The organism is Peribacillus sp. NPDC058002 (assembly GCF_042886655.1).
Classification (GTDB): Bacteria; Bacillota; Bacilli; order Bacillales; family DSM-1321; genus Peribacillus; species Peribacillus aracenensis.
Genome location: NZ_JBHVQU010000539.1, coordinates 1 through 1,082 on the forward strand (window position 1 = coordinate 1; position 1,082 = coordinate 1,082).

The window sequence follows — 1,082 nt, forward strand, 5'->3', positions numbered from 1 at the left end:
GCATATCACTGGATGATTTTATCAAAGAGAGTGTCACCATATTCACTAGGGCTTTAACCCCTTAGTATTTTCACAAGATATACTTATATTAAAATCATTTTCCGAGTGCTTTTCCGCAAAAGTAGGAGATTTTACATAGGCGGGTCAAACTTTATAAAAAACAAAGCAACAGGCAATCTTTTAGTTAATAGGGTCTGTTGCTTTGCTGTTTTCTGTCTTTGCAAAAGAAGGATGGCGTGTTTTCATTCATTCCTCCAACGTCTATGGTGTGATGTTTTCCATCTTCATTAAAATAAATCCACTCCAGGCAAACATTAAGGATGCAATGTAAAAGATGCTGCCGATCGTTAAAAAGTCGACTAAATATCCGGTTGCAATCACCGCAGCTGCAGCACCGATGGATGTCCAAACATGGTAGTTTCCAATTTCCTCACCCGCTGTTTTCTTCGTAACATATCTTGCAAGCACCGTTTTTTCTGTATTTTTTTGTACTGCCCCAAGTACCCCCATAATGATTTGCAGGAGATAGACATGCCAAATTTCATATGCGAGAGGAAAGGCAAGAAGGATTAGTGCCATCCCCCATGAATAGATAAGGAGAAATGCTTTGTCACCGGCTTTGTCAGTGAATTTTCCGATTACAGGATAGCTAAGTGCTGCAGTCAGTGAGAATATTCCATATGCCCACCCGAATTGTGAATAACTGGTGCCTACATTTTTGATTAGCAAAATATAAAAAGGGAAAATCATGCTTGCAGCCATTCCCACAGTGCCTTGGTAAAAAACGAAACGTTTATAATTCATGGATGATACTCCTCATAGAAAAGATTCATGAAGCGATTATCAGGATCATATTTCTTTTTTAATTGAAAGAATTCCTCAGTATGCGGATACGCTTCAAATAATTGTGTCTTGGTTGGATACCCATAATAGGGCAAATAGTAGCTGCCGTTATGGTCAAGCGTCACATCTATCATGTTTCGGATGACCCTTTCCGTATTTGCCTTACTTTCGTTATCCGTCCCTTGATTGATGAGCATTACAAGAGCGAACATATCATCCTTGGCATAGGACATGAGTGA

At 39.3% G+C, this 1,082-nt stretch carries 1 protein-coding gene and 1 pseudogene; both read right to left on the bottom strand.

The window, feature by feature from the left end; genetic code table 11:
• Nucleotides 1–261: 261 nt before the first annotated feature.
• Nucleotides 262–804, bottom strand: a complete 543-nt coding sequence (locus tag ACFVSH_RS26940) for an MFS transporter (protein ID WP_387708902.1) — start codon at nt 802–804, stop codon at nt 262–264.
• Nucleotides 801–1,082, bottom strand: a pseudogene (locus tag ACFVSH_RS26945) (FAD-binding protein); the annotation flags it as partial. The pseudogene ACFVSH_RS26945 and the gene ACFVSH_RS26940, both read right to left, overlap by 4 nt.